Here is a 21,430-nt window from a genome sequence, read left to right as displayed (position 1 = left end):
CGGCGCTTGCCGTCACAGCTTGAAGGAATCCCCAAGGTAGACGCGACGCACGTCGGCATTGTCCAGGATCGCTTCCGGCGAGCCCTGGGCCAGCACGCTGCCCTCAGCGAGAATATACGCGCGGTCGCAGATTCCCAAGGTCTCGCGCACGTTGTGGTCGGTGATCAGCACGCCGATGCCACGCTGCTTGAGATGGGTGACGATGCGCTGGATCTCGCCGACGGAAATCGGGTCGACGCCGGCGAACGGTTCGTCGAGCAGGATCAGGCGCGGCTGCGCGGCCAGGGCACGGGCGATCTCGCAGCGGCGACGTTCGCCACCGGACAGGCTGGCGCCGAGCTGGTCGGCGACGTGGCCCAGCTGCAGTTCGTCGAGCAGGCTGTTCAATTCACGCTCGCGGCCAGCCGAATCCAGGTCTTCGCGCAGCTCCAGTACCAGGCGGAGGTTGTCGGCCACGGTCAGCTTGCGGAACACCGACGGCTCCTGCGGCAGGTAACCCACGCCCTGCTTGGCCCGGGTATACATCGGGTCGCCGGTGATGTCCTTGCCGTCGAGCACGATGCTGCCAGCATCGGCGGCAACCAGGCCGACGATCATGTAGAAGCAGGTGGTCTTGCCGGCGCCGTTGGGGCCGAGCAGGCCGACCACTTCACCGGCGTCGAGGGTCAGCCCGAAGTCCTTGACGACTTCGCGTTGCTTGTACTTCTTGCGCAGGCCCTTGGCGACGAGCATTACTTCCTGCTCCCGGCCGGCTGTGCCGGCGTGGTGGCCTTGGGCTGTGCCGCAGGTGCGGCCGGGGTCTTGTTCTTCGGCGGGATGACAGTGCGCACGCGGCTGCCGTCACCACCGGAGTTCATTTCGCCGGTGCGGGTGTTGTAGACCATGCGCTGGCCGGCATTGGTGCCGCGCGCGCTGGTGACCTTGTAGTTGCCGGTCAGGGTGATGATCTCGGTCTTGATGTCGTAGTCGATGCGGTCGGCCAGCGCGTCCATCCAGGTGCCATCATCGAGCTGCTGCTTCATCTTGGCCTGCTTGCCGGTGAACACCGCACGTACGGGCTCGCCGTCCTTGAGGTAGATCTCGGCCTCGGACGAGCGCAGGTCCAGCGTGCCCTGGGTGATGATCACGCCCTGCGACAGCACGGTCTTGCCGTCGCCGGTGAGCGTGCCCGACTGGGCGCCGGAATCGATGTGCATGTCTTCGTTGCGGTCGGTGGACTTGGCGAAGGCGGCGCTGGGGACAAGAAGACCAAGCGCGAGTACGGCGGCAAAGGGAATCTTCATCGGGGTCCGTTCTACCGGTGGGGGCCTCCCGGGTGGACCGGGGGCGGGCGGGTGGGGCTGCCGGCCTTGCGCCTGTCCGGAGACGTCGCAGGCTGGCGGCGGAATCAGCGTTTGGGCGTGTAGCGGCCCTTGGACTGGCTGAGGAAATGATACGTGTTGTTCTTCGAATCCACTTCGAAGCCGACACCGGACTGTTCCATGCCCGGGCGGGTCATGGTCACCAGGGCGTCGGTGCGGGCGCGGTTTTCCTTCGGGAACACGTCCAGATGGTCGGTGCGGAAGGTGGTCGGCACCGTGCCCGGGCCGACCGGGCTGTCGCCGGCGACGTTGCCGCGCAGCTTCATCTCGTCGCCCTTGGCGCTGAGCCAGCCGGTTTCGGCACGCAGGGTCCAGTGCTTGCCATCCTTGTCCGGCATCTCGAACAACGGCGTGGCGATGTTGATGGTCTGGTCACCGCGCTGGCGTTCCAGCAGCGGCGCACGCAGGGTGGTCGATTCCTTGCCGTGCTCATCCAGGGCGACGATCTGGAAGTCGTGCAGGATGTAATCCACGCCCACTTCCTGGCCGCCACTGGCTGGCCCCTTGTCGCGGTTGCGCAGCGCCGCCCAGCTGCTCAACAGGGCCGCCAGCAGCAGGCCGATGCCGAGCAGGGTGCGCCAGTTCACGGTCGGCAGGTTCATGCTCCGAACCTCGCCAGTACGGCGTCCACATGCCCCTGCGCGGCCAGCAGGATGTCGCACAGCTCGCGCGCGGCGCCACGCCCGCCATCGGCACGGGTCTGCCAGTGCACGCGCTCGGCGATCCACGGATGGGCGTTGGCCGGCGCCACCGCCAGGCCGACCGCGCCCAGCGGCGCCAGGTCCGGCAGGTCATCGCCCATGAAGGCCACCTGTTCCAGGCCGATGCCATGCTGCGCGCACAGCGCCTGCACGCTGGCCAGCTTGTCGCCTACGGCGATCTGGGTGTCGATGCCGAGGTCGGCGCCGCGCTTGAGCGCGGACTGGCTGTTGCGCGCGGTGATCAGCACGGGGTGGATGCCGTGCTGCTGCAGCAGTTTCAGGCCCAGGCCATCCTGCACGAAGTACGCCTTGCTCTCGTTGCCGTCCTTGTCGTAGTACAGCCGACCGTCGGTGAGGGTGCCGTCCACGTCGAAGCAGGCCAGGCGGATACGGGCCGCGGCGGCATGCAGGTGGGCAGGGAAGGCGGGCAGGGGGGACCAGGGCATCAGGGCGGCAGGCTCGGTGGGTTCGGGTGGGGCAGTACAGACTGAATGGGGTCTACGGACTGTCGGTTAAACCACCCGGGCCCGCAACAGGTCATGAATGTTCAGGGCGCCGACTGCGCGGCCCTGGTCATCGACCACGATCAGGCCGGTGATCTTGTGGGTCTCCATCAGCCGGGCCGCCTCCACCGCCAGCTGGTCGGCGCCGATGGTGCGTGGGTTGCGCGTCATCACATCGGCGATCTTGGCGGTGCGCACGTCCAGCGCGCTGTCCAGCGCGCGGCGCAGGTCGCCGTCGGTGAACAGGCCGATCAGTACGCCGCCGGCATCGACCACGGCGGTCATGCCCAGCCGTTTGCGGCTCATCTCCATCAGCGCTTCACTGAGACTGGCGTCGGCGCCCACGCTGGGCAGGTCGTCGCCGGTGTGCATCACGTCGGTGATGTGCAGCAGCAGGCGGCGGCCGAGGCTGCCGGCCGGGTGTGAACGGGCGAAATCGTCGGCGGTGAAGCCGCGTGCGTCGAGCAGGGCCACGGCCAGCGCGTCGCCCATCGCCAGCGAGGCGGTGGTGCTGGAGGTCGGCGCCAGCGCCAGCGGACAGGCCTCGGCCGGCACGCTCACGTCCAGGTGGATGTCGGCGGCGGTGGCCAGGCTGGACTGTGGGCGCCCGGTCATGGAAATCAGCACGTTGCCCTGGCGCTTGAGCACCGGCAGCAGCATCAGCACCTCGTCTGACTCGCCCGAATAGGACAGGGCCAGCACCACGTCGTCCTCGGTGATCATGCCGAGGTCGCCGTGGCCGGCTTCACCCGGGTGCACGTAGAACGCCGGCGTACCGGTGGACGCCAGGGTGGCGGCGATCTTGCGGGCGATGTGCCCGGACTTGCCCATGCCGGTGGCGACCACCCGGCCGCGGCTGGCCAGGATCGCCTGGCAGGCCTGCTGGAACGCCTCGCCAAGGCGGTCGGCCACGGCGTCCAGCGCCTGCCGCTCGATCTCGAAGACGCGGCGGCCGCTGGCGACCAGGCCGGCAGGGTCGACGGAACGGGGGGGCAACAGGGATTCGGCCATGCGGACGCCACGCAGCGGAAGTAGAATGGAGGCACATTTTATTAGGAAAGCCCGTTGGACGCCGACACCATCCGCAATCTGATCGAAACCGGCCTGCCCGGCGCCCGCGCCGACGTGCAGGGCGACGATGGCGTGCATTTCGAAGCGACCGTGGTCTGCGAGGCCTTCGCCGGCAAGATGCCGCTGGCCCGCCACCGCATGGTGTATGCCACGCTGGGCGACCTGATGGGCGGCGCGATCCACGCGCTGGCGCTGAAAACCGTGACCCCGGCCGAAGCCGGCTGAACCGCAGAAGATCCCGAATACATGGCCAAGATCGTTGTGACCGGCGGCGCTGCGCTGCACGGTGAAGTGAGCATCTCCGGCGCCAAGAACGCCGTCCTCCCCATTCTCTGCGCGACCCTGCTGGCCGATGCGCCGGTGGAGATCACCAACGTGCCGCACCTGCACGACGTGGTCACCACGGTGAAGCTGCTGGGCGAACTGGGCGCGAAAGTGACCATCGACCAGGGCACCCTGTCGCGCGGCAGCGCGATCGTGGTCGACCCGCGTTCGGTCAACCAGCACGTGGCACCGTATGAGCTGGTCAAGACCATGCGCGCCTCGATCCTGGTGCTGGGCCCGCTGCTGGCCCGCTTCGGCGCGGCCGAAGTATCGCTGCCGGGCGGCTGCGCGATCGGTTCGCGTCCGGTCGACCAGCACATCAAGGGCCTGCAGGCGCTGGGTGCCGAGATCGTGGTCGAGAACGGCTTCATCAAGGCCACCGCCAAGCGGCTGAAGGGGGGGCACTTCACCTTCGACATGGTCAGCGTCACCGGCACCGAGAACGTGCTGATGGGCGCGGTGCTGGCCGAAGGTACCACCATCCTCGACAACTGCGCGATGGAACCGGAAGTGACCGATCTGGCGCACTGCCTGATCGCGCTGGGCGCGAAGATCGAAGGCCTGGGCACTGCCCGGCTGGTGATCGAAGGCGTCGAGCGCCTGTCCGGCGGCCGCCACGAAGTGCTGCCCGACCGTATCGAGACCGGCACCTTCCTGGTGGCCGCAGCGATGACCGGTGGCAAGGTCACGGTCAACCGTGCGCGCCCGAACACCATGGACGCGGTGCTGTCCAAGCTGGTCGAAGCCGGTGCGAAGATCGAGACCACCGACGACAGCATCACCTTGGACATGCAGGGCAAGCGGCCGAAGGCGGTCAACCTGACCACCGCGCCGTACCCGGCATTCCCGACCGACATGCAGGCGCAGTTCATGGCGCTCAACTGCGTGGCCGACGGCGTGGGCGTGATCAACGAAACGATCTTCGAGAACCGTTTCATGCACGTCAACGAACTGCTGCGCCTGGGCGCGGACATCCAGGTCGAAGGGCATACCGCCATCGTGCGTGGCAACGAGCACCTGAGCGGCGCGCCGGTGATGGCCACCGACCTGCGCGCCTCGGCATCGCTGATCCTGGCCGGCCTGATGGCCAGCGGCGATACCACCATCGACCGCATCTACCACCTTGATCGTGGCTACGAGAACATCGAAGAGAAGCTGTCTTCGCTCGGCGCCACCATCCGGCGCGTGCCATGATCCTGCGCGGCAAGTTCAGCCCGCGTCGCAAGGCGCTGCTGGCCCTGGTGCTGATCGTGCTGGCGTGGCTGGGCTATGCCTGGTACGCCAACATCGCCATCACCCAGGGCATCGAGCAGAAGGACATGGACTGGAACGGCGACGGCACGGTCTCGCGTGATGAGATCATCGAGTCGTTCTATGCGGTCGCGGTGAACGACAGCCAGGACGGCAACCGTCATTGCCGCACCTTCGTCTGGCGCAGCACCGGTGAGCAGATCCGCGTGGACTGCCGGACTGAGTTCAAGCCGGCCGAGGAACAGAAACCGGCTGAAGCGAAGAAATAAGAAAACGCCCGCGAAAGCGCGCGTTTTCTTTTCGGTAGTGCCGGCCGCTGGCCGGCAACCCCATCAACCTCGTGGAGCATCGCGAGAATGCCGGGCAGTGGCCGGCACTACCGGTTCGCGCGTCAGTTCATCGCCTTGATGGTCAGGTCCAGCGCATCGCGGCCGCTCTCACGCTGCAGCATGCGCGCCGGCACCGGGAATTCCGGCACGATCCACGCGATCAGCTCCTTGTTGCCGTCGGCGCGCGAGACCTTGGTGGCCTCGTAGCTCTTGCCGCCCACGGTGATCGATTCCTTGCCGATCACACGGTACGTCATGTTCTTGATGCGGCCTTCGTCGACCATGCGATAGGTCAGCGGCTTGCCCGCCGCCAGGTCACGGGCGATCGCCAGGTTGATCAGCAGCGCGTCCATGTCACCGGCTTTCAGCGCAATCGGGCCAGCGCGATCCGGCTTGATGTCACCGGTCCAGGTGGCCTGGTTGCTGGTCCAGTTGTAGTTGGCCTGCACGTTGCGCTTCTTCACCAGCAGCGCCGAACGGTCCTGGCTGCTGAGCGGGCGCAGCTGGCCACGCACTTCCTCGAACACCGTGCTCTGGCTGAGGTCGGCCAGCTGGTTCTTCACCTGCAGGCTGTAGCGCCACTTGTTGCTGCCTTCGCTGGCCAGGGTCATGGTGCCGTTGGCCTGCATGCCCATGTAGCTGGCCAGGTAATCGGCCTTGAACGGTTCCAGCGCCATGGCCGGCAGGCTGGCCACGGCCAGGGCAGCGGCTGCGATCCAGGTGAGGGGGCGGGTCAGGGTATTCATGCTCAGACTCCTTGGTATTCGATCAGGCGCAGATCGACGCGGTCTTCGCCGTCTTCGCGTTGCAGGATGCGCACCGGGGTGGGGACACCGTTGGCGATCCAGAGAATGGTTTCGTTTCTGCCACCGTTGGTCCGGTAGACCCGCAGTGCGTTGTAGGACAGGTCGCCGACCTCGACGTTCTCGGTCTGCGGCGCGGCCTGGTAGTCGTGTTCGCGGACCTTGCCCATGTCCACGTAGCGGTAATGCATGGAGGCGCCTGGACGCGCATCGCGCATGATCGCCAGGTTGATCAGCAGCGCGCTCTGGTCGCCTGCCTGCAGCGGGATCGGCTGCGCGCGTTCCTTCTTGACGTCACCGGTCCATTGCGCGGTGCCGGCCTGCCAGTTGTAGGTGCCGACCGCCTTCTTGCCCAGGAACAGGCCCTTGCGCACCGTGCTCTGGCTGAGCGGCGCATACACGCCGCTGCGCTCCTCGAACACCGTGCTCTGTTCGATGTTCAGGCCCAGCACGCTGGCAAAGCCGCGGCGGCCGACCACCTGCATGTCCACCCGCCACTGGCTGCCTCCGGTGTGGGTGACCTGCATGCTGGCATCGCCCGCTTCCTTGCCCTTGTAGAAGGCCTGGTAGGTGGCGCTGAACGGTTGCAGCGGCGGTGGCTCCCAGGCCAGTGCCGGTGGCATCGGTACGGCCGGCGCATCGGCTGGCGGCTGCGCTGCGGGCACCGGTGCCGGCGGGGGGGCGGGCGCCTGTGCCTGGCCCCAGCCCACGCCGGGGAACACGGCAAGCGACAACAGCAATGGAGTGGACAGCAGGGTCGTGGTCTTCATGGAGGACAGGGACCGCAGGAGGGGGCAGGATGCCAGCCCCGCAGTCAGCGGGGCGTGTGCATGGGGACTACCGGTTCAGGTTCCCGGCGGAATCTAGGGCCAACGGGCTAAACAGGGGGTGACCGTCCAGTTGCGGCTGGCCCTCCCGTTCAGCCAGGCGGCCGGCGCACAACAGCTGCAGGGTGGCGATCAGCAGCGGATGCTCCACCGCCAGCACGCGCGCGGCCAGGCTGTCGGCGTCATCGCCGGGCAGCACCGGCACCCGCACCTGCGCCAGCACGGCGCCCGCATCCAGCTCGGGCACGACCAGATGCACGCTGGCACCGTGCTCGGCGTCGCCCGCCTGCAGCGCCCGTGCGTGGGTGTCCAGGCCCTTGTGCAGCGGCAGCAGCGATGGATGGATGTTGACCAGCCGGCCATTGAAGCGCTGTACGAAGGCCGCGCCGAGGATGCGCATGTAGCCGGCGCAGACGATCCAGTCCGGTTGTACTGCGGCCAGCGCATCGCCGAGCGCCTGCTCGTAGCTGGCGCGGTCGCTGAAGGACTTCGGTGCATGCGCCCAGCGCAGGTTCGGTGCGACGCGCTGCAGGGCCTCTGCGGCGGGGCGGTCGGAAAACACGCCGACCACCTCGGCGGGCAGTCGGCCGTCGGCAATGGCATTGAGGATGGCCTGCAGGTTGCTGCCGCGGCCGGAGGCGAGCACGGCAATGCGGGTGGTCGCGGTCACTGCTGGGCGCTCCGGCGGATCAGCGGCCAGATCAGCAGGCTGCCGAGGGTGGCCATCAGCATGTCGGCGTGCGCGTCCCACATGTCGCCCTGCTGCCCGTTGTAGGCCTCGGCAGCATCCGGCGACAGCGCCAGCGCGATGGCCCACTCGAACCATTCGTACACCAGGCTGGCACACATCACCGTCATCACCGCCAGGGTGAAGGCCTGGCCCAGGCGCAGCGCCGGCCACGCATGGCGGGCAAGCTGCAGCAGCGCAGGAGTGAAGCAGACGCCGAACAGGAAGTGGATGAGGCGATCGAAATGGTTGCGCTGCCAGCCGAAGGCCGCATTCGGCGACCAGCCGCTCAGTGTCTGCGCCCAGGCGTCGTAGGGCACGTTGGAATACAGCCAGCGCGCGGCCACGCAGTGCAGGGCGATGAAGCCGCAGATCGCGATGAAGGCGCCGTTGCCCAGCCAGCCGCCGCGACGGTCGACCCACAGCAGCGCGGCCAGCCCGATCACGGTCAGGGTGCTGTGCAGGGCCTGTTCGGTAGGCCACAGCGGGTGGACCCAGCTGATTGCGAACACCGCCAGCACGGCGGCAAAGGCCAGCTTCTTGGGGCCCGAGAAACGGTGGGTGGTGGGCGAAGCGGACGTCGGGAGGGCAGGCGCGGACATGGGAAATCGATCAGGAAAGGACGGGGCGTCTGCCGGCAGGTTCAGACACTGAGGTGGTCGCCGCGGTCGAACAGCGCGGCCATGTCAGGTTTGGACAGGAACACCCAGGCATAGGCGGCCAAGGCCATGCCCAGCGGGCCGGCCAGTACGCCCAGCCAGGCCGCGCGCCGGCACCAGGCCAGCCCGGTGCGATGTGACAGCTGGCGCGCGGTATACAACTGCACGAACCCCAGCACGGCCGCCAGCACGGCGATGGACGCATAGACCGTGGTCAGCATCCAGGCATCGTCCAGCCCGCGCGAGTGGGCCACCCATCCGCTGAGGCCAAGGAACGCCACTGTGGCGAACCAATGGAAGCCGGCCAACGCGTAGAACAGCACTTTCAGCGTCTGCAGATGGCTGGTCAGCTGCAGCTGCGCCAGGGTCTGATGCGGCAGCGGCGGCGGATTGCCGGAGGCGGTCATGCGGGCGTGGCGGGAAGGTCGAAGGCGGCCTTCACCTGCGGGCGCAGCAGGGTGATCAGGCCGAACACCCCCAGCACCGTGCCGATGGGGGTGAACAGGCAGGCCAGGCCGGCCGCGATCAGGCACAGCAGGTAGCGGCGTCTCTGGGCCAGGCAGCGGCCGGCATAGGCGACGAACGCGCCCAGGCTGACGCCACCGAATACGGCGACGCAACCGATGAGGGTGAACATCCAGCCGAACAGGCGCTGCTCGGCCGGCGACGACGGCTGGCCGCCGGAATTCATCGGCAGGTTGCCGGTGAGCGCGGTGATGCCCAGCACGATGTGGATGATGAAGATCAGCGAGAACAGCACGATCAGGCCGCCGACCACGTAGTGCGCGATGGCCAGCATGCGCAGGTGGTCGGCATCCTGTGCGTTGAACACCGGTACCGTCGCCAGCGGCGGCGGCACGGGGGCGGGCGACAAGGGGGGCGTTGCGTCCATGCGGGCTCCTGGGTTGTCGGGATCAGGCGATGTGGACGCGCTCGGCGCCTTCGGCGGTGACCACCTGGCCGATGGTCCAGTGCTCCAGGCCCTGCGCCTTGACCGCATCGGATACCGCGGCCACCTGGTCCGGCGCCACGATCAGCACGAAGCCGATACCGCAGTTGAAGGTGCGCCACATCTCGCTGTCGGCGACCGCGCCTTCCTTCTGCAGCCACTGGAACACCGGCGGCAGGGTCCAGGACGAGGCCTGGATGTCCAGGCCGAGGCCGTCGGGCACCACGCGGATGATGTTCTCGGTCAGGCCGCCACCGGTGATGTGGGCCATGCCGTGGATGGCCGCGCCGTGCGACTTCAGCAGCGACAGGATCGGCTTCACGTACAGGCGGGTCGGCGCCATCAGCGCATCGACCAGCTTCACGCCGCCTTCCAGCTCCAGCTCGGCCGGGCGGCCAGCGCGGTCGTAGATGCGGCGCACCAGCGAGTAGCCGTTGGAATGCGGGCCGGACGAAGCGATGCCGATCAGCACGTCGCCGGCAGCCACGCTGGCGCCATCCTTCAGCTCGCTCTTCTCGACCGCGGCGACGGTGAAGCCGGCCAGGTCGTACTCGCCCGGGGCATACATGTCGGGCATTTCAGCGGTTTCGCCGCCGATCAGCGCGCAGCCGGCCTCGGTGCAACCGTTGGCGATGCCGCCCACGACCGCCGCGGCGGTGTCGATGTCCAGCTTGCCGGTGGCGAAGTAGTCCAGGAAGAACAGCGGTTCGGCACCCTGCACCAGCACGTCGTTCACGCACATGGCGACCAGATCGATGCCGATCGTATCGTGGCGGTTCAGCTGGTGGGCCAGCTTCAGCTTGGTGCCCACGCCGTCGGTACCCGACACCAGCACCGGCTCGCGGTACTTGTTGGACAGGTCGAACAGGGCGCCGAAGCCGCCCAGGCCGCCCATCACTTCCGGGCGGAAGCTGCGCTTGACCAGGGGCTTGATCCGCTCGACCAGTTCGTTGCCGGCGTCGATGTCGACACCCGCGTCACGGTAGGTGAGGGGGGAGGGGGCGGAAGACGGGGTGTTGGTCACGGGCGTCGGCGCTGGCAGGGGTTGAACGGGCGATTTTAACAGGCCGCATTGGCGCAAAGGCCGTATTCGGGCAACAATTCCCCCGGATACGTCGAGCCAATGGATGTCCTGATGCGCCGCAGCCTGATTCTGACCCTGCTCCTTGCGCTGAGCCTGCCGGTGGCCACGATGGCCCAGAGCGGCCTGCGCACCGAGGGTGATGTTGCCACCGCCACTGGCGCGTACGAGGCCGAAGTGCCCGTCAACAGCCAGGCCGAAGCCGACCGCAACGGTGCGCTGGCCCGCGCCTTGAGCGTTGTACTGGGCAAGTTGTCCGGCGATCGCAGCGTGATGTCGCGCCCTGGCGTGGCGCAGGCGCTGCGCAATGCCAAGGATTACGTGGCCAGCTACGACTACAAGCAGGACCAGAGCGTGAGCGCCAGTGGCGCCCCCAGCTTCCGCACCCTGCTGGTGGCCCGCTTCCGCGAGGACGATGTCGATTCGCTGGTGTCGGCGCTGGGCCTGCCGCTGTGGCCGCAGCCGCGGCCGAAGCCGGTGCTGTGGCTGGCCGTCGATGACGGCAGCGGTCCGCGCCTGGTCAGCGTGCAGCAGGCCAACGCCGCCCGCCCGTTGCTGAACCGCGCCATTGAACGCGGCTACAAGCTGGGCCTGCCCAGCGGTGGTGCCGCCGAACAGGCGCTGGCCGGTGCCATCTGGCGCCAGGACAGTGCCGCCGTGGCCCGTGCCTCTTCGCGCTACTCGCCGCCGATGCAGCTGATCGGCAAGCTGTACCGCGCCAATGGCGGCTGGCAGGCGGACTGGGTGTTCGTCGACAACGGCCGTGAGCTGAACAAGTGGACCAGCAAGGACGCCAACGCCATGCGCGCGATGGCCGCCGGTGCCGATGGTGCCGCCGATGCGCTGGTCAAGCGCTATGCCAAGGCCGGCGCGGCCGTCGGCCAGGCCGGCACCTATCGGGTGGTGGTCACCGGCATCAACAGTGCCGACGACTACCTGCGCCTGGCTGCCGGCCTGCGTGAGGTGCCGGTGGTGCGCAACGTCACCCCGCTGCACGCTTCGGCCGGCCAGCTGGAGCTGAGCCTGGAGATGACCACCGGCCTGGCCGGCTTCAACCGCATGCTGGGCGACAACGGCGTGCTGGTGCCGAGCGCACCGCTGCCGGCCCTGCCGACGCCGATCGACGACACCACCGGTGCCCCGGTCGCTGCGCCGGTCAGCAACGAGTACCGCCTGCGATGAACCTGACCCCGGAAGCGGAAATCGCGCAGTTCCTGCGCCGCCTGAAGTACATCCTGTTCGCCGGCCTGATCGGCTGGGTGGTGTGGTTGCTGGCGCCGATCCTGACCCCGTTCGTGCTGGCGCTGGCGCTGGCCTGGCTGGGCGATCCGCTGGTGGACCGCATCGAGGCCACCGGCCGTTCGCGCATGACCGGCGTGGTGCTGGTGTTCGCGGCGATGGTGCTGGTGATCGTGGCGCTGCTGCTGGTGCTGGTGCCGATGATCGAGCGCCAGATCACCACCCTGATTGCGGTCGCGCCGCAGGCACAGGCGTGGCTGATGGAAAAGGGCATTCCCTGGTTCGAGCAGAAGACCGGCCTGGAAGTGATGCAGTGGCTGGACCCGGACCGCCTGATCGAATGGGTGCGCAGCCACTGGCAGCAGGCCGGCGGCTTCGCCACCACGTTCATGGGCTACGTCTCGCGTTCGGGCTTTGCGATGGTGACCTGGGTGGTCAACATCCTGCTGCTGCCGATCCTGGCGTTCTACTTCCTGCGTGACTGGGACAAGCTGGTCGAGCGCGTGGCGTCGGTGATTCCGCGCAACCAGATCGGCACCATCAGCGCATTGGCGCGTGAGTCCAACGAGGTGCTGGGCGCCTTCATCCGCGGTCAGTTCCTGGTGATGCTGGCGCTGGGCGTGATCTATGCCGGCGGCCTGTCGCTGGTCGGCCTCAAGCTGGGTCTGCTGATCGGCCTGATTGCCGGCCTGATCAGCTTCATTCCCTACCTGGGCGCGACCACCGGCATCCTGATGGCGGTGGTCGCCGCACTGGTGCAGGCACAGGGCTTCGACCTGAAGCTGCTGATCCTGGTCGGCGTGGTGTTCACCGTGGGCCAGCTGCTGGAAAGCTACGTGCTGACCCCGCGCATCGTCGGCGACAAGATCGGCCTGCACCCGGTGGCAGTGATCTTCGCGGTGATGGCCGGCGGCCAGTTGTTCGGCTTCCTCGGCATGCTGCTGGCGCTGCCGGTGGCAGCGGTGACCAACGTGCTGCTGCGCTACGCGCACCAGCGTTATCGCCAGAGCGAGCTGTACGTGGGTGAGAAGCCGGCGATCGTGCTTGATGGCGTGGTCGATGCCCCCCATATCATCATTCCGAACGACAAGGGCCCCGACCTGAAGTGATGGGTGTGCCGCAACTGCCGCTGGCCCTGCATTACCCGCGGGACCAGCGCCTGGAGACCTTCATCGGCGCGCCGGACGGCGCGCTGGCGCAGCTGCGCGCGATCGCGGTGGGTGCCAGCCACGATTGGGTCTATCTGGAAGGTGCGGCGGGCACGGGCAAGACCCACCAGGCACTGGCGATGTGCTCCAGCGCCGAGCAGGCCGGGCGACTGCCGACCTACGTACCGCTGGCCAGCGCCGCCGGCCGCGTACGCGCGGCGTTGGATGGGCTGGAGGCGCGCGAGCTGGTGGCGCTGGACGGCCTGGACGAGGTGGCCGGCAACCGCGAGGACGAGATCGCGCTGTTCGATTTCCACAACCGCGCGCGCGCTGCGGGCGTGACCGTGCTGTACACGGCGCAGAAGGCGCCGGAAGAACTGGGCCTGGTACTGCCCGACCTGCGCTCGCGGCTGGGCCAGTGCGTGCGTGTGCTGCTGCAGCCGCTGGATGAGGAAGGACGGGCAGCGGTGCTGCGTGAGCGCGCGCTGCGGCGTGGGCTGGCGATCGACGAGGCCTCGATCGAGTGGCTGCTGTCGCACACCGGTCGCGAGCTGGGTGGATTGATCACGCTGCTGGACTGGCTGGACCGCGAGTCGCTGGCGGCGAAGCGGCGGATCACCGTGCCGTTCCTGCGCCAGGTGCTGGAAGAAGGCCGGCCGCGTTACTGAGGGTGGGGTTTGCTTTGCAGGGCTGCGCCCTGCACCCGCCGTAGTGCCGGCCGCTGGCCGGCAACAGCAAGAGCCGAAGCAACAGCAGAAGCTGGCTTCCTGAGGGGAGGCGGGGTGGCTCAGGTTGCGGGGGACGGCGCAAGTACGTCCCTGTAGCCTCGATCGCGCCATCCATGGCGCTCACGCCCCCGCAACCTGAGCCACCCCGCCTTCGACAGGTTCCCGCGATCTGCCGGGACTGCATACTGCACTGCTGTTGGTGGGTGTCGACCTTGGTCGACACGTGTCTTGCTTGTGGTGGGTGACGACCGTTGGTCGTCACCAGAGCAAGCGCAGCGACGCGACCCGCTTTTGCTTTTCTTTTTTCTTTTCCGTGGCTGGTCGCCCACGGAAACTGTCAGAGGCCGGGCGGGGTGGGCTGCGCAGGGGCGTGAGCCGCATGGATGCGGCGACCGAGCTTACAGGGGTGAAGGCGCTTTGCTTGCGAAGCACTGCTTCGCAAGCGCCTGAACGCACAGCCGCCAGCGGCTGGGCCGGGCCCCGGAGGGGGACTTGCAGCGTCCCCTGCATGGCCCACCCGCCCGGCCAAACACGCGATCCGCTCTACGCGACCAGCCACGAGGGGCTCAGCCGTTCGCGGCCAACTCAGCATCCAGCGCGCGCAGGCGATCTACCGTCCCGACGTCGGTCCAGCGCCCGCGATGGTGCTGCCCCGTCATCAATCCCTGCGCCATGAAGTGCTTCTGCAGCGGCACCACCGAGAACTTCGGTGGGAGCCGCTCGCTGCCCGGTGCATCACCGATCACCGTGCGCCAGTCGGCCACGATGGAAGGGCGATACACGCCGATGCCGGCATAGGTCAGGCACGGTCCTTCGCGGTCGTGGTGCAGCAACCCCTGCGCATCGAGGCGGTAGTCACCGTTCGGGTGCTGAAGCGGATTGTCGACCAGCACCAGATGCGCCTGGCCCTGCGGCTCGCGCGGCAGCGTGGCGAAATCGAAATCGGTCCAGATGTCGCCGTTCACCACCAGAAACGGGGCGTCGCCCAGCACCGGTAGTGCATTGAGGATGCCGCCGCCGGTTTCCAGCGGGGTCTGCCCTTCGTACATGAAATGCAGGCGCAGGCCCCATTGGCTGCCATCGCCCAGCGTCGCTGGAAACTGTTCGGCCAGCCATGCGGTGTTGACCACCACCTCGCGCACGCCGAGTGCGGCCAGGCGTTCCAGGTGCCAGACGATCAGCGGTTTGCCGGCCACGTCCAGCAGCGGCTTGGGCGTGTGCAGTGTCAGCGGGCGCATGCGCTCGCCGAGGCCGGCAGCAAAGACCAGCGCCTTCATCGGGCCACGCGCATCGGTGCGGCCAGGTCGGTCAGCGCCGGCTTGATGCGGTGTTCCAGCAGCTGCTGCAGCGGTGCCAGCTCGCGGTAGCGCGGCAGCACTTCATCCAGATAGGTGATGAAGCGCGGCGCGTCGTCGAGGTAATGGCCCTTGTTGTCGCGATAGCGCAGGCGGCAGAACAGGCCGAGGATCTTCACGTGGCGCTGGATGCCCATCCAGTCGGCATCGCGCAGGAAGGTGGCGCGGTCGGGCACCGGCAGGCCGGCGTTGCGGGCGCGCTCGTGATACTGCGCCAGCCACTCGTCCACACGCTGCAGCGGCCAGCTCAGGAACGCGTCCTTGAACAGGCTCATCGCATCGTAGGCAATCGGGCCGCGCACCAGGTCCTGGAAATCCAGCACTGCGGGACCATTCTCGACCGGCATCAGATTGCGCGGCATGTAGTCGCGATGGGTCATCAGCTGGGCCTGGCCCAGCGCGTTGTCCATCAACCTGCGGTGCACCAGCTGCAGCCCTTCAATCTCACCGCAGTCCAGTTCCAGGTTCAGGTGGCGCTGCAGGAACCATTCGTCGAACAGGCCGGCATCGCGCTGCAGCAGTGCTTCGCCGAACTGGCCGAAGTCGGCCGGCACCGGGATCGCCTGCAGGCGCAGCAGCTGTTCGATCGAACGGCCGAACCATTCATCGGCGTTGCGCTCGTCGAGGATCTTCGCCAGGGTCGGGCCGCCGAGATCTTCCAGCAGCAGGAAGCCGGCATCCAGATCCTGTGCCAGCAGCGCGGGCACACGCAGGCCGTTGTCATCCAGCAGGCCGCGCATGCGCAGCCACGGGCGCGGATCTTCCAGCCCCGGCGGGGCGTCCATCACAATGTGGCTGCCGCGCGTGCTGGTGGTACGCCAGTAGCTGCGCATGCCGGCATCGACCGAGGCGCGTTCGACCACCGCACTGGAATCATCGAGCTGGGTACGGGCCCACTGCAGGCGCTGCGCGCTGCGCTGGGGATCGGAGGCGGGTTCGGTCATGCAGGCATATCCGGGCGCGCCGGGCGCGCCTACGTCGGGAACAGGAAGGGAAGAGGGTGCGGGATCAGCGGCGACCGCTGAACAGACGCAGGACGGCCAGCACGGCCACCGCGCCCAGCACCGCACCGAGGAAGCCGGCCGGCTCACCGGGGGCGTACCAGCCCATGTACTGGCCGAACCACCCGGCCAGCAGCGCGCCGATGATGCCCAGCACGATGGTCAGCAGGCAGCCCATGCGGTTGTTGCCGGGCATGAAGAATCGCCCGAGCAGGCCGACGAAGAAGCCGACCAGGATGATGTAGAGCCAGCTGCTGCTGCCGAACAGACCATTCATGCGCGCGATTTCCACCAAGGGTGGACGCAGCCTAGCAAGGCCAGGCTGCGTCCGTCACGGTGTGCCGGATTCAGCAGCAGCCGTGGTCGCCGTGGCGGGTGCCACTGTCGGCAGCCACCGGCGAACCGCTGGTCTCGCCGCGCAGGCTGGCGGCGTAGTGCTCGCTGATCACCTTGGACACGCAGGCGGTGACCTTCTTGCCCATCGGAATGTGCAGGAACTCGTTCGGGCCGTGTGCATTGGAGTGCGGACCGAGCACGCCGGTGATCATGAACTGGGCGCCCGGGAACTTCTCACCCAGCATGCCCATGAACGGGATCGAGCCACCTTCGCCCATGTACATCGCCGGCTTGCCGAAGAAGGCTTGGCTGGCGTCGTCGATGGCCTGGGTCAGCCACGGCGCCATGGCCGGGGCGTTCCAGCCGGTGGAGGCCTTTTCCAGATCCAGAGTGACCTGCGCGCCGTTCGGCGGATCGCGCAGCAGCGCTTCCTTCAGCAGCTCACCGCAGGTCTTGCCATCGGCGGTCGGCGGCAGGCGCAGCGACAGCTTCACCGAGGTCTGCGGGCGCAGCACGTTGCCGGCCGATTCCAGCGCCGGCATGCCACCGACGCCGGTGACCGACAGTGCCGGGCGCCAGGTGCGGTTGAGCACCAGCTCGGTCAGGTCCTCGTTCATCGGACGCAGACCGTCGACCATCGGGAACTTCTCGAAGATCTCGGTATCGACCACTTCGGCGGCGCGCTTGGCCTGTTCCTGGCGCTCGGCCGGGATCTCAACGTTCATGCCGTCGATCAGGATGCGGCCGGTGTCCTGGTCCTCGATGCGCGACAGCAGCTGGCGCAGCAGGCGGAAGCTGGACGGCACCACGCCGGAGGCATCGCCGGAGTGCACGCCTTCGTTGAGCACCTTCACGGTGAAGTTGCCGCCGGTCAGGCCGCGCAGCGAGGTGGTGCACCACAGCTGGTCGTAGTTGGCGCAGCCCGAATCCAGGCAGACCACCAGCGACGGCTTGCCGATGCGGTCGGCGAGGTGGTCGACGTAGGCCGGCAGGTCATAGCTGCCCGACTCTTCACAGGCTTCGATCAGCACCACGCAGCGGGCGTGCGGCAGGCCCTGGGCCTGTAGTGCCAGCACCGCGGCCAGCGAGCCGAAGATGGCGTAGCCGTCGTCCGCACCGCCGCGGCCATACAGCTTGTCGCCGCGCAGGACCGGGGTCCACGGGCCGAGGTCGTCGTCCCAGCCGGTCATTTCCGGCTGCTTGTCGAGGTGGCCGTAGAGCAGGATGGTGTCGTCGCCGGTTTCGGCGCCGGTAGCCGGAATTTCCAGGAAGATCAGCGGGGTACGGCCTTCCAGACGCACCACTTCAACCTTCAGGCCGGGCAGCTGCTGGGCCTTGGCCCAGTTCTCCATCAGGGTGACCGCCTGTTCCATGTAGCCGTTCTGCACCCAATTGGCGTCGAACATCGGCGACTTGTTGGGAATGCGGATGTAGTCGACCAACTGCGGGACGATCTCGCTGTCCCACTTGTCATTGACGAATTGGCCGAGCTTGGCGCTGTCCATCTGAAACTCCGGTTGCATGGGCTGATCCGGCCATTCTACGCCTGTGCCGTGGGTAGGGTTTTTCCTACATCACGTCGGGTATTTGGCTGGCTTTTAGAAATCCAGGAAACCGATAGGCTGTGTGCATGTGGTGACGGACACTGTTCCTACCGACGGGATTGCCGGTCGGGACGGCCAGAATCACAAGGAGATACACGTCGTGCCTTGGAGTGTCGTGTTGAGGGCACTGGTGCTGGTCGTGTGGATCGCTGGGGCGCATGCCGCCGAACCGATCGACATCAACCGCGCCGATGCCCAGGCGCTGCAGCAGGGATTGACAATGGTCGGAGCCGCCAAGGCCGAGGCGATCGTCGAGCACCGGCGCAGACACGGCCCGTTTCATTGCGTCGAGGACCTGACGCAGGTGAAGGGGATAGGGAAAGCAATCGTCGAACGGAATCGACAGCGGATCACCGTAGGCAACAGGTTGTTGCCGGCGGATCCGGTACCCGGATCGGTACCGGTGCGAACCGTACCCAGGCGCTGACAGCAGGAATCGTCGGAACCGGCAGGAGGCTGGTTCACCGGACACGGACAGGAAGGCCGTGACCACCGACCGCCGCAGGACGCGGCACCAATCACCAGGATGGTGGCATCACAGACCTGTGGAAGGGGCTGAGATACAAACAGGACAGACGCGGCCGCGTGCAGGATGCAACGCTACCCCCACAGCGCAGGATGCGAGGGGGCGGCAGCAGGCCGACAAGGACGTAACGATTGCCCGGTACGACACATGGCTGTGTCGCCGGGCAGTTTCATTTCCGGCACCTGGTTTTGCCGCGGCCACCACGGGTCGATGGTGTACGGTGGCCGCACCGCATGGAAAGGACCCCCGCTGGATGCTTCTGCACCGCCCCACTACCCTGATGCTCGCCCTTGCACTGGCCCTGCCGCTGCTGGGCCATGCCGCTGCGCCGACGCCGGCCGCCAAGCCTGCCGCTGCCGCAGCCAGCAGCGCCGAAGTGCGCGGACCGACCGACCTCAAGCCGGGCGAATACCTGTGGCATCCGGAAATCTCACCGACCGGCCCGATCGTGCTGGTGGTCAGCCTCGATGAGCAGCGCGCGTACGTGTACCGCAACGGCATTGCCATCGGCCTGACCACGATCAGCTCGGGCAAGGCTGGGCATGAGACGCCGACCGGCGTGTTCACCATCCTGCAGAAGGACAAGGACCACAAGTCCAACCTCTACAACAGCGCGCCGATGCCCTACATGCAGCGGCTGACCTGGGACGGCATCGCCCTGCATGGCGGCAGCCTGCCCGGTCATCCGGCCTCGCATGGCTGCGTGCGGCTGCCGCAGGCCTTCGCGCAGAAGCTGTTCAGTGAAACCCAGCGTGGCGACACCGTGGTCGTGGCCGATGCCAAGAGCTCGCCGATGACCCTGGCCTATCCGTCGGTGCTGGCACCGGTCAACGCGCGCGGCCAGGCCCTTCCGGAAACCGAGGGTGGGGCCCCGGCGCAGGCCTGGTGGGATGACGCCGCGGCGCCGGCCGGGCAGGTCGGCATCCTGGTCAGCCTGCACGACCAGCGCCTGTACGTGCTGCGCGATGGCGTGATGATCGGCGAGTCGCCGCTGAAGGCCGACGCCCTGCCGGCGTTCCAGGGCACCACCCTGTTCGTGATGGGGCAGGGCTACAGCGATACGCCCAGCCCGCTGGACGCGAACCAGCGCCTGCACCAGTGGACGGCCTATCCGCTGCTGGGCCAGGACCGTGCCGAGGCCACCCCGGACCTGCTGGCCACGCCCTCGCTGCCGATGGCGTTGCCGGCCGATTTCGCCCGTCAGCTGTACCAGGTGCTGGTACCGGGCACGACCCTGCTGGTGACCTCGCTGCCGGCGGTCCGCCCAAGCCCGGCTGAATCCGGAATGCAGCCGGTCTTGGAATCCGAGCCGCCAGGGTCCACCCTCAAGGGCAACTGAGTCCCCTCGTTGTGCCCATGACAGCATCCCGCCTGTGCCGGCTGGCCGCGTTCGGCCTGCTGGCGACCTCGGCCAGCGCCCCGGCGCTGGCACAGACGCCCGCCCTTGCCACCAGTGCCGATGATCTGGCCGCCTTGCTGTCGCGCAGTGCGCCCAAGGCCGACCGCCACGTATTGCAGCTGGCGGCGCACGCCATGCGCTGCGCGCTGCAGCGGCCGGAGCTGGGCATCAATGGTGATCGCCTCAGCGTGATCGATTATTCGCGGCCGTCCACCGAGCCGCGCCTGTGGGTGTTCGACCTGGCCCACCAGCGCCTGCTGTTCGAGGAATGGGTGGCGCATGGCCGCAACAGCGGTGAGAACCGCACCGAACACTTCTCCAACCGCGATGGCAGTTTCATGTCCAGCCTCGGCGCGTTCACCGCGCAGGAGACCTACATGGGCGGCAACGGCTATTCGCTGCGCCTGGCCGGGCTGGAACCGGGCTTCAACGACCGCGCGCGTGACCGAGCCATCGTCATCCATGGTGCGCCGTACGTGAACCCGGCTACCGCGCAGCTGCAGGGGCGGCTGGGCCGCAGCCTGGGTTGCCCTGCGGTGCGGCTGTCGGTGGCCAAGCCGCTGATCGATGCGTTGCGTGGCGGCACGATGGTGTTTGCTTACTACCCCGACCAGGATTGGCTGAAGCACTCGCAGCTGCTGGCCGGCGAGTGCGGTGGCCAGGGCACGCTCGCCACGCGGTGATGCATGACGGCGCGCGGCATGATGCAATGCGCCGATGAACATCGACTCCCTGCTGCACACTCCGAGCCAGGTGATCTCCCGCCTGGACTATCGCCGCGAACGCTGGCGCAACGGCCTGGGCTGGACCCGCGAGATCCTGCGACTGCCGGCGCAGGGTGATGACTGGGCGCTACGCCTGTCGGTGGCCGAGATCGAGCAGGATGCCGCGTTCTCCGCCTTCCCCGGCGTGGAGCGCGAGCTGGTGCTGCTGCAGGGCAATGGCGTGCGTCTTCGCTTCAACGATGGCCATGTGGCCGAGGTGCTGCCGCCGCACGGACACGTGCGCTTTGCCGGCGAGGAAGCGCTGCACGGCGAATTGGTGGACGGCACCACCCACGACTTCAACCTGATGTGGAAGCGCGAGCTGCTGCAGGCCGAACTGCTGCACCGGCCGCTGGTGGGCACGATGTTCTTCTTCTGCGAACCGGGTGTGGCCTGGGCGCTGCATCTGCTGGCTGGTCAGGCGGAGTTCGGTGCAGATAGCGGCTTGCCGGCGCTGCAGGCGGGAGACACTGCGTGGTTGGCGGCCGGTGAACGGCAGCGTCATGCATTGCAGGGCGGTGGCGAGTTGCTGGCGATCCGGATCAGTGCGGCGGCGGGATGATTCCTGGGCGCCGGTTGGCACTATCCACGCATGGCGTGGATCTACTGCAAATGCGGTTGCCACCATGCCTGGACACGCCGTTCAGTAGATCCACGCCATGCGTGGATGCGGCCACCGACACCGCGTCATGGTGCGAACCAAGGTTCGCACCCACCAGAATGCGGTTCGCGCCAGCCGAATCT

26 protein-coding genes are annotated in these 21,430 nt (G+C 67.7%); 10 read left to right on the top strand and 16 right to left on the bottom strand.

The window, feature by feature from the left end; translation table 11 throughout:
• Positions 1-12 precede the first annotated feature (12 nt).
• From lptB to V3B64_RS18880, 5 genes are all read right to left on the bottom strand, one after another.
• Positions 13-732 carry an LPS export ABC transporter ATP-binding protein gene (gene lptB / locus V3B64_RS18900; protein ID WP_032130193.1) on the bottom strand — a complete coding sequence of 240 codons (720 nt, stop codon included), beginning with the start codon at positions 730-732 and terminating at the stop codon, positions 13-15.
• On the bottom strand, positions 732-1,283 hold the full coding sequence (lptA, locus tag V3B64_RS18895; RefSeq protein WP_032130194.1) for a lipopolysaccharide transport periplasmic protein LptA: 552 nt from the start codon (positions 1,281-1,283) through the stop codon (positions 732-734). Before lptA ends, lptB begins: the two co-directional genes overlap by 1 nt.
• Before the next feature lie 104 nt (positions 1,284-1,387).
• Positions 1,388-1,963, bottom strand: a complete 576-nt coding sequence (gene lptC / locus V3B64_RS18890) for an LPS export ABC transporter periplasmic protein LptC (RefSeq protein WP_049398159.1) — start codon at positions 1,961-1,963, stop codon at positions 1,388-1,390.
• Positions 1,960-2,508: an HAD hydrolase family protein gene (locus V3B64_RS18885; protein WP_049398160.1), complete on the bottom strand. Its 549-nt coding sequence runs from the start codon at positions 2,506-2,508 to the stop codon at positions 1,960-1,962. Before V3B64_RS18885 ends, lptC begins: the two co-directional genes overlap by 4 nt.
• Before the next feature lie 66 nt (positions 2,509-2,574).
• The gene (locus V3B64_RS18880; protein ID WP_032130370.1) at positions 2,575-3,576 is read right to left on the bottom strand and encodes a KpsF/GutQ family sugar-phosphate isomerase; all 1,002 of its coding nucleotides are present in this window, start codon (positions 3,574-3,576) and stop codon (positions 2,575-2,577) included.
• A gap of 54 nt (positions 3,577-3,630) precedes the next feature.
• Between V3B64_RS18880 and V3B64_RS18875 the strand changes: the two genes are divergently transcribed.
• Genes V3B64_RS18875 through V3B64_RS18865 form a run of 3 tightly spaced genes read left to right on the top strand, consistent with a single transcriptional unit; the run spans position 3,631 to position 5,480 of the window.
• Positions 3,631-3,861 (top strand): BolA family protein, encoded by a 231-nt coding sequence (locus V3B64_RS18875; protein ID WP_005408396.1) that lies wholly within the window; start codon positions 3,631-3,633, stop codon positions 3,859-3,861.
• 21 nt (positions 3,862-3,882) lie between these two features.
• A complete protein-coding gene (gene murA, locus V3B64_RS18870; RefSeq protein ID WP_049462885.1) occupies positions 3,883-5,154 on the top strand; it encodes a UDP-N-acetylglucosamine 1-carboxyvinyltransferase in 1,272 nt (423 codons plus the stop codon).
• On the top strand, positions 5,151-5,480 hold the full coding sequence (locus V3B64_RS18865) for a hypothetical protein (protein WP_032130368.1): 330 nt from the start codon (positions 5,151-5,153) through the stop codon (positions 5,478-5,480). Before murA ends, V3B64_RS18865 begins: the two co-directional genes overlap by 4 nt.
• A 122-nt stretch (positions 5,481-5,602) precedes the next feature.
• Here V3B64_RS18865 and V3B64_RS18860 read toward each other — a convergent pair whose 3' ends face one another.
• The 7 genes from V3B64_RS18860 to purM all read right to left on the bottom strand — a co-directional run bounded on the left by V3B64_RS18860 (position 5,603) and on the right by purM (position 10,529).
• Positions 5,603-6,286 carry a DUF3108 domain-containing protein gene (locus tag V3B64_RS18860; RefSeq protein ID WP_197616895.1) on the bottom strand — a complete coding sequence of 228 codons (684 nt, stop codon included), beginning with the start codon at positions 6,284-6,286 and terminating at the stop codon, positions 5,603-5,605.
• Positions 6,287-6,288: 2 nt separating this feature from the next.
• A complete protein-coding gene (locus V3B64_RS18855; RefSeq protein WP_049398164.1) occupies positions 6,289-7,113 on the bottom strand; it encodes a DUF3108 domain-containing protein in 825 nt (274 codons plus the stop codon).
• Between the two features lie 67 nt (positions 7,114-7,180).
• Positions 7,181-7,840 carry a phosphoribosylglycinamide formyltransferase gene (purN, locus tag V3B64_RS18850; protein WP_329914687.1) on the bottom strand — a complete coding sequence of 220 codons (660 nt, stop codon included), beginning with the start codon at positions 7,838-7,840 and terminating at the stop codon, positions 7,181-7,183.
• A complete protein-coding gene (locus tag V3B64_RS18845; RefSeq protein ID WP_049398166.1) occupies positions 7,837-8,499 on the bottom strand; it encodes a DUF2238 domain-containing protein in 663 nt (220 codons plus the stop codon). The genes purN and V3B64_RS18845 overlap by 4 nt, the downstream gene beginning before the upstream one ends.
• 41 nt (positions 8,500-8,540) lie before the next feature.
• Complete coding sequence (locus tag V3B64_RS18840; protein WP_032130364.1) at positions 8,541-8,963, bottom strand: hypothetical protein; 423 nt, start codon at positions 8,961-8,963, stop codon at positions 8,541-8,543.
• Complete coding sequence (locus V3B64_RS18835) at positions 8,960-9,448, bottom strand: hypothetical protein (protein ID WP_201118320.1); 489 nt, start codon at positions 9,446-9,448, stop codon at positions 8,960-8,962. The genes V3B64_RS18840 and V3B64_RS18835 overlap by 4 nt, the downstream gene beginning before the upstream one ends.
• A gap of 22 nt (positions 9,449-9,470) precedes the next feature.
• On the bottom strand, positions 9,471-10,529 hold the full coding sequence (gene purM, locus V3B64_RS18830) for a phosphoribosylformylglycinamidine cyclo-ligase (protein WP_049421530.1): 1,059 nt from the start codon (positions 10,527-10,529) through the stop codon (positions 9,471-9,473).
• Between the two features lie 99 nt (positions 10,530-10,628).
• Between purM and V3B64_RS18825 the strand changes: the two genes are divergently transcribed.
• From V3B64_RS18825 to hda, 3 genes are read left to right on the top strand one after another with little or no spacing between them, the layout of a single operon-like run.
• On the top strand, positions 10,629-11,768 hold the full coding sequence (locus V3B64_RS18825) for a DUF2066 domain-containing protein (RefSeq protein WP_032130361.1): 1,140 nt from the start codon (positions 10,629-10,631) through the stop codon (positions 11,766-11,768).
• Positions 11,765-12,934, top strand: a complete 1,170-nt coding sequence (locus tag V3B64_RS18820) for an AI-2E family transporter (RefSeq protein ID WP_032130360.1) — start codon at positions 11,765-11,767, stop codon at positions 12,932-12,934. Before V3B64_RS18825 ends, V3B64_RS18820 begins: the two co-directional genes overlap by 4 nt.
• The gene (gene hda, locus V3B64_RS18815; protein WP_032130359.1) at positions 12,934-13,641 is read left to right on the top strand and encodes a DnaA regulatory inactivator Hda; all 708 of its coding nucleotides are present in this window, start codon (positions 12,934-12,936) and stop codon (positions 13,639-13,641) included. Before V3B64_RS18820 ends, hda begins: the two co-directional genes overlap by 1 nt.
• A 626-nt stretch (positions 13,642-14,267) precedes the next feature.
• Here hda and murU read toward each other — a convergent pair.
• The 4 genes from murU to V3B64_RS18795 form a co-directional block, all read right to left on the bottom strand.
• Positions 14,268-14,978, bottom strand: a complete 711-nt coding sequence (murU, locus tag V3B64_RS18810) for an N-acetylmuramate alpha-1-phosphate uridylyltransferase MurU (protein ID WP_329914010.1) — start codon at positions 14,976-14,978, stop codon at positions 14,268-14,270.
• The gene (locus V3B64_RS18805) at positions 14,975-16,000 is read right to left on the bottom strand and encodes a phosphotransferase (protein ID WP_100437460.1); all 1,026 of its coding nucleotides are present in this window, start codon (positions 15,998-16,000) and stop codon (positions 14,975-14,977) included. The genes murU and V3B64_RS18805 overlap by 4 nt, the downstream gene beginning before the upstream one ends.
• A gap of 64 nt (positions 16,001-16,064) precedes the next feature.
• A complete protein-coding gene (locus tag V3B64_RS18800; protein ID WP_049398791.1) occupies positions 16,065-16,334 on the bottom strand; it encodes a GlsB/YeaQ/YmgE family stress response membrane protein in 270 nt (89 codons plus the stop codon).
• Positions 16,335-16,404: 70 nt separating this feature from the next.
• Positions 16,405-17,898 (bottom strand): M20 family metallopeptidase, encoded by a 1,494-nt coding sequence (locus V3B64_RS18795; protein ID WP_010483606.1) that lies wholly within the window; start codon positions 17,896-17,898, stop codon positions 16,405-16,407.
• A gap of 199 nt (positions 17,899-18,097) precedes the next feature.
• Between V3B64_RS18795 and V3B64_RS18790 the strand changes: the two genes are divergently transcribed.
• The 4 genes from V3B64_RS18790 (at position 18,098) to V3B64_RS18775 (ending at position 21,248) form a co-directional block, all read left to right on the top strand.
• Positions 18,098-18,424: a helix-hairpin-helix domain-containing protein gene (locus tag V3B64_RS18790; RefSeq protein ID WP_329914009.1), complete on the top strand. Its 327-nt coding sequence runs from the start codon at positions 18,098-18,100 to the stop codon at positions 18,422-18,424.
• Positions 18,425-18,776: 352 nt separating this feature from the next.
• Positions 18,777-19,862, top strand: coding sequence for a L,D-transpeptidase (locus V3B64_RS18785; RefSeq protein WP_329914008.1), 1,086 nt, complete (start codon positions 18,777-18,779; stop codon positions 19,860-19,862).
• Between the two features lie 17 nt (positions 19,863-19,879).
• Positions 19,880-20,605 carry a murein L,D-transpeptidase catalytic domain family protein gene (locus V3B64_RS18780; protein ID WP_012510304.1) on the top strand — a complete coding sequence of 242 codons (726 nt, stop codon included), beginning with the start codon at positions 19,880-19,882 and terminating at the stop codon, positions 20,603-20,605.
• A 34-nt stretch (positions 20,606-20,639) separates the two neighbouring features.
• Positions 20,640-21,248 (top strand): HutD family protein, encoded by a 609-nt coding sequence (locus V3B64_RS18775; RefSeq protein ID WP_329914007.1) that lies wholly within the window; start codon positions 20,640-20,642, stop codon positions 21,246-21,248.
• Positions 21,249-21,430 lie beyond the last annotated feature (182 nt).

This window comes from Stenotrophomonas sp. SMYL86, from assembly GCF_036320025.1.
GTDB lineage: Bacteria > Pseudomonadota > Gammaproteobacteria > Xanthomonadales > Xanthomonadaceae > Stenotrophomonas > Stenotrophomonas maltophilia_A.
Note: the sequence above shows the minus strand (reverse complement) of the source record. Positions and strands in the feature narration are given on the sequence as shown.